At 70.8% G+C, this 4,661-nt stretch carries 4 protein-coding genes; 3 read left to right on the top strand and 1 reads right to left on the bottom strand.

Features of this window, described 5'->3' with window-relative positions:
- Positions 1-68: 68 nt before the first annotated feature.
- On the bottom strand, positions 69-1,412 hold the full coding sequence (locus tag ACWGIU_RS30315; RefSeq protein ID WP_453711134.1) for a UDP-glucose dehydrogenase family protein: 1,344 nt from the start codon (positions 1,410-1,412) through the stop codon (positions 69-71).
- A gap of 193 nt (positions 1,413-1,605) precedes the next feature.
- On the opposite strand from ACWGIU_RS30315, the gene ACWGIU_RS30310 reads away from it, so the two are divergent.
- The 3 genes from ACWGIU_RS30310 to ACWGIU_RS30300 all read left to right on the top strand — a co-directional run.
- A complete protein-coding gene (locus ACWGIU_RS30310) occupies positions 1,606-2,778 on the top strand; it encodes an acyl-CoA dehydrogenase (protein WP_202201300.1) in 1,173 nt (390 codons plus the stop codon).
- Between the two features lie 121 nt (positions 2,779-2,899).
- On the top strand, positions 2,900-3,544 hold the full coding sequence (locus ACWGIU_RS30305; protein ID WP_453711132.1) for a hypothetical protein: 645 nt from the start codon (positions 2,900-2,902) through the stop codon (positions 3,542-3,544).
- 154 nt (positions 3,545-3,698) lie between these two features.
- A partial coding sequence (locus ACWGIU_RS30300; protein WP_453711130.1) for a sugar phosphate nucleotidyltransferase occupies positions 3,699-4,661 on the top strand: 963 nt, incomplete at its 3' end.

Here is a 4,661-nt window from a genome sequence, read left to right as displayed (position 1 = left end):
CCCCTCCGCCTTGCGATGCACGGCACCGGACAACGCGGGCCCGACCGACAAGATCCGAAAGAGACGACCTAGGCCCGCGGGCGGCCCATCGCCCGGTAGGTCCAGCCCGCGGCACGCCACCGCACGGGGTCCAGCGCGTTGCGGCCGTCCAGGATGAGGCGGTCGGTGACCACGCCGGCCAGCTCCGCCGGGTCGAGGTCGCGGAACTCGCGCCACTCGGTGAGGTGCAGGACGACCTCCGCGCCCCGGGCCGCCGCCGACGCGGAGTCCGCGTAGCCCAGCGTCGGGAAGACGCGGCGGGCGTTGTCCATGCCCTTGGGGTCGTAGACGGTGACCTGGCCGCCCTGGAGGTGGATCTGCCCGGCCACGTTCAGCGCGGGCGAGTCGCGTACGTCGTCGGAGTCCGGCTTGAAGGTGGCTCCGAGCACGGCGACCCGCTTGCCGAGGAACGAACCGCCCACGGCCTCCCGGGCCAGCTCGACCATGTGGCCGCGGCGGCGCATGTTGATGGAGTCGACCTCGCGCAGGAAGGTGAGTGCCTGGTCGGCGCCCAGCTCCCCGGCGCGCGCCATGAAGGCCCGGATGTCCTTGGGCAGGCAGCCGCCGCCGAAGCCGATGCCCGCGCGCAGGAACTTCGCGCCGATCCGCTCGTCGTAGCCGATGGCCTCGGCCAGCTTGACCACGTCGCCGCCGGCGGCCTCACACACCTCCGCCATCGCGTTGATGAAGGAGATCTTGGTCGCGAGGAAGGAGTTCGCGGCCGTCTTGACCAGCTCCGCGGTCGGGAAGTCGGTGACCACCAGCGGGGTCCCCTCCGACATCGGCGTCTCGTAGACCTCCCGCAGCAGCTTCTCGGCTCGCTCGCCCTGGACGCCGATGACGATCCGGTCGGGGTGCAGGGTGTCGTCCACCGCGAAGCCCTCCCGCAGGAACTCCGGGTTCCAGGCCAGCTCCACGTCCGCGCCCGCCGGGGCCAGCTCCGCGAGCTTCACGGCGAGCCGCTCCGCCGAGCCCACCGGCACCGTGGACTTGCCGACGACCAGGACCGGCCGTGTCAGGTGGGGGGCCAGCGAGGCCATCGCGGAGTCCACGTAGGACATGTCGCAGGCGTACTCGCCGTGCTTCTGGGGGGTGTTCACACAGACGAAGTGGACGTCGCCGAAGGCGCCGACCTCCTCCCAGGAGGTCGTGAACCGCAGCCGGCCGGTCGAGCCCGGCAGCCCGGCCACGTGCTGGGCCAGCAGTTCCTCCAGCCCGGGCTCGTACATGGGGACCCGGCCCGAGGCCAGCATCTCGATCTTTTCGGGCACCACGTCCAGCCCCAGCACCTCGAAACCCAGCTCCGCCATCGCGGCGGCGTGGGTCGCACCGAGGTAGCCGGTGCCGATCACAGTGATCCTGAGGGGGGCCATGGGTGCTCCAGAGGTGCGGGGCCGTTTGCGGCCACTGAGCATAGTCGGGCCCACCAGCGGGGATGTCCCCGAGTAGACCACCGCTGTCACCCATCTCACGTGGTCCGTCCATATCGCCATCCGTGACCGGAGCACTAGGCTTGGGTTACTTAACGGTAGTTAGCACACGCATCACCCTGGGGAGTGAGAGATCTTGGCGGGTTCTGCCGACTTCGACCTGTACCGCCCGGCCGAGGAGCACGACATGCTCCGCGAGTCGGTCCGCTCGCTCGCCGAGGCGAAGATCCTGCCGTTCGCCGCCGCGGTCGACGAGGAATCCCGCTTCCCGCAGGAGGCCCTGGACGCCCTGGTCTCCAGCGACCTGCACGCCGTCCACGTACCCGAGACCTACGGCGGCGCGGGCGCCGACGCCCTCGCCACCGTGATCGTGATCGAGGAGGTGGCCCGTGTCTGCGCCTCCTCCTCCCTCATCCCGGCCGTGAACAAGCTCGGCTCGCTCCCGGTGATCCTCTCCGGTTCCGAGGAGCTCAAGGCCAAGTACCTGGGCCCGCTGGCCAAGGGCGACGCGATGTTCTCGTACGCGCTCTCCGAGCCGGACGCGGGCTCCGACGCCGCCGGCATGAAGACCCGCGCCGTGCGCGACGGGGACTTCTGGGTGCTCAACGGCGTCAAGCGCTGGATCACCAACGCGGGCGTCTCCGAGTACTACACGGTCATGGCCGTGACCGACCCGGAGAAGCGTTCCAAGGGCATCAGCGCCTTCGTCGTGGAGAAGAGCGACGAGGGCGTGTCCTTCGGCGCCCCGGAGAAGAAGCTCGGCATCAAGGGCTCCCCGACGCGCGAGGTCTACCTCGACAACGTCCGGATCCCCGCCGACCGCATGATCGGCGCCGAGGGCACCGGCTTCGCCACCGCGATGAAGACCCTGGACCACACCCGCATCACCATCGCGGCCCAGGCGCTCGGCATCGCCCAGGGCGCCCTGGACTACGCCAAGGGCTACGTCCAGGAGCGCAAGCAGTTCGGCAAGCCGATCGGCGACTTCCAGGGCGTGCAGTTCATGCTCGCGGACATGGCCATGAAGATCGAGGCCGCCCGCCAGCTGACCTACTCGGCCGCGGCCAAGTCCGAGCGCGTCTCCGCCGGAGGTGACAAGGAGGACCTCACCTTCTTCGGCGCCGCGGCCAAGTGCTTCGCCTCCGACGTGGCCATGGAGGTCACCACGGACGCCGTCCAGCTCCTCGGCGGCTACGGCTACACCCGCGACTACCCGGTGGAGCGCATGATGCGCGATGCCAAGATCACTCAGATTTACGAGGGAACGAATCAGGTTCAGCGGATCGTCATGGCGAGGAACCTGCCGTAGCGGGTACCTGACCTGCGGCGACGCGACTCCCCCGGCCCCGGGCCGGGGGAGTTCGCGCATGCGGCGGCGGGCTAGGCTGTGCGGCTGTCAGCCGTAGGCGCGCAGGTGGGGCGGGGAAAGCATGTTCACGGAACGCCAGATAGCGGCGATGCTCGGGCAGATCGCCCGCCAGGACGTCGTCGAGATCGGCCCGGAGCAGACGGTCGGCCGGGTGGCCGCCCTGGCCCACGTCGCGGAGCAGTACGGCTACGCGTACGACGGGGCGCACCGGACGGGGCACAACGGCATGCAGATCCTGGTGCGGATGTACCGGGACCCGCACCCCGAGGCGCGTGCCCGCGAAGCGGCGACCATCGCCGCGCACCCGCAGGCCGGCAACGGCGGGACGGTGCCGGGCATGCGGCCGGGGACGGTCAAGCCGCTCCCCGAAGCGCAGGAGGCCGTGGCCCGGCTGAAGGACAGGATCATGCTCGACGTCATGGCCCAGGCCGCGAACAAGCGGCAGAAGACGATCGCGTGGGGATCCTGCGGAGCCGTGGTCCTCATGCTGCTCGTCCTCGGGATGCCGCTCGCCGCGCTGGCCGGCGGCGCGGCGCTCGCGGTCTTCCTGGGCGGCGCCTTCAAGCTGGGCGCGATCCGCAGGCAGCGGATCGCCCGGCGACTGACGGACGCCGGGTTCGTCCCGGTCACGGACGAGTACGGCAGGCAGCGCTTCCTGCAGCCGGGCCGGCAACTGCCCGGCCACGCCAATCCGTTCGCCTCCTGACGGGGCGAACGAACAACGGTCATTCCGTGACACATCGAGTGGGGCGAACCCACGCGTGAGCGCACCGGTGGACACATCCGGCACCGGATTCCGGGCGCCCTCGGATGGGCTAAATTTGGACCTTCGTACGCCGGAATCGGTTGGGGAGAACGCAATGACGGAAGCGATCCTGCTGGTCGGCGGACAAGGGACGCGCCTGCGACCCGTGACGGTGAACACGCCCAAGCCGATGGTTCCCACGGCCGGCGTCCCGTTCCTCGCCCACCAGATAGCCAGGGCCGCCGCCGCCGGTGTCACGCACATCGTGATGGCCACCTGCTACCTCGCCGAGGTCTTCGAGCCCTACTTCGGCGACGGGTCCGACTTCGGCCTCAGCCTCGAATACGTGGTCGAGGACGAGCCCCTCGGCACCGGCGGCGCCATCCGCAACGCCGGAGCGCGCCTGACCGGCGGCCCGGACTCCTCCGTCCTCGTCTTCAACGGCGACATCCTCACCGGGCTGGACATCGCCGGGCTGGTCGAGTCCCACGAGGCGGCCGACGCCGACGTCTCGCTGCACCTGGTCCGGGTCGAGGACCCGCGCGCCTTCGGTCTGGTCCCCACCGACTCCACGGGGCGGGTGCTGGCCTTCACCGAGAAGCCGCAGACCCCCGAGGAGATCATCACCGACCAGATCAACGCCGGCTGCTACGTCTTCCGCCGCAGCGTGATCGACTCCATCCCGGCCGGCCGCCCCGTCTCCGTCGAGCGCGAGACCTTCCCCGGCCTGCTCGCCGCCGGAGCCACGCTGCACGGCGTCACCGAGAACACCTACTGGATGGACCTCGGCAAGCCCGAGTCGATCATCCAGGCCTCCGCCGACCTCGTACGCGGCGTGGTCTCCTCCCCGGCCGTCCCCGGACGCCGCGGCGAATCCCTGGTCCTGCCGGGCGCCCACGTGGCGGCCGGGGCCAAGCTGTCCGGGGGCACCGTCGTGGGCGCGGGCGCCCGGATCGAGGCCGGAGCGGTCGTCCAGGGCTCCATCGTCCTCGACGACGCCGTCATCGGCCCGGACGCCCAGGTGAACGCCAGCCTCATCGGCGCCCGCGCCTCGGTCGGGGCGCGGACCGTCCTGGAC

This window comes from Streptomyces sp. NPDC054840 (genome assembly GCF_053611065.1).
Note: the sequence above shows the minus strand (reverse complement) of the source record. Positions and strands in the feature narration are given on the sequence as shown.

Coding starts and splice junctions, on each gene's coding strand:
- ACWGIU_RS30315 (WP_453711134.1), bottom strand. CDS start 1,412: ATGGCCCCCCTCAGGATCACTGTGATCGGCACCGGCTACCTCGGTGCG.
- ACWGIU_RS30305 (WP_453711132.1), top strand. CDS start 2,900: ATGTTCACGGAACGCCAGATAGCGGCGATGCTCGGGCAGATCGCCCGC.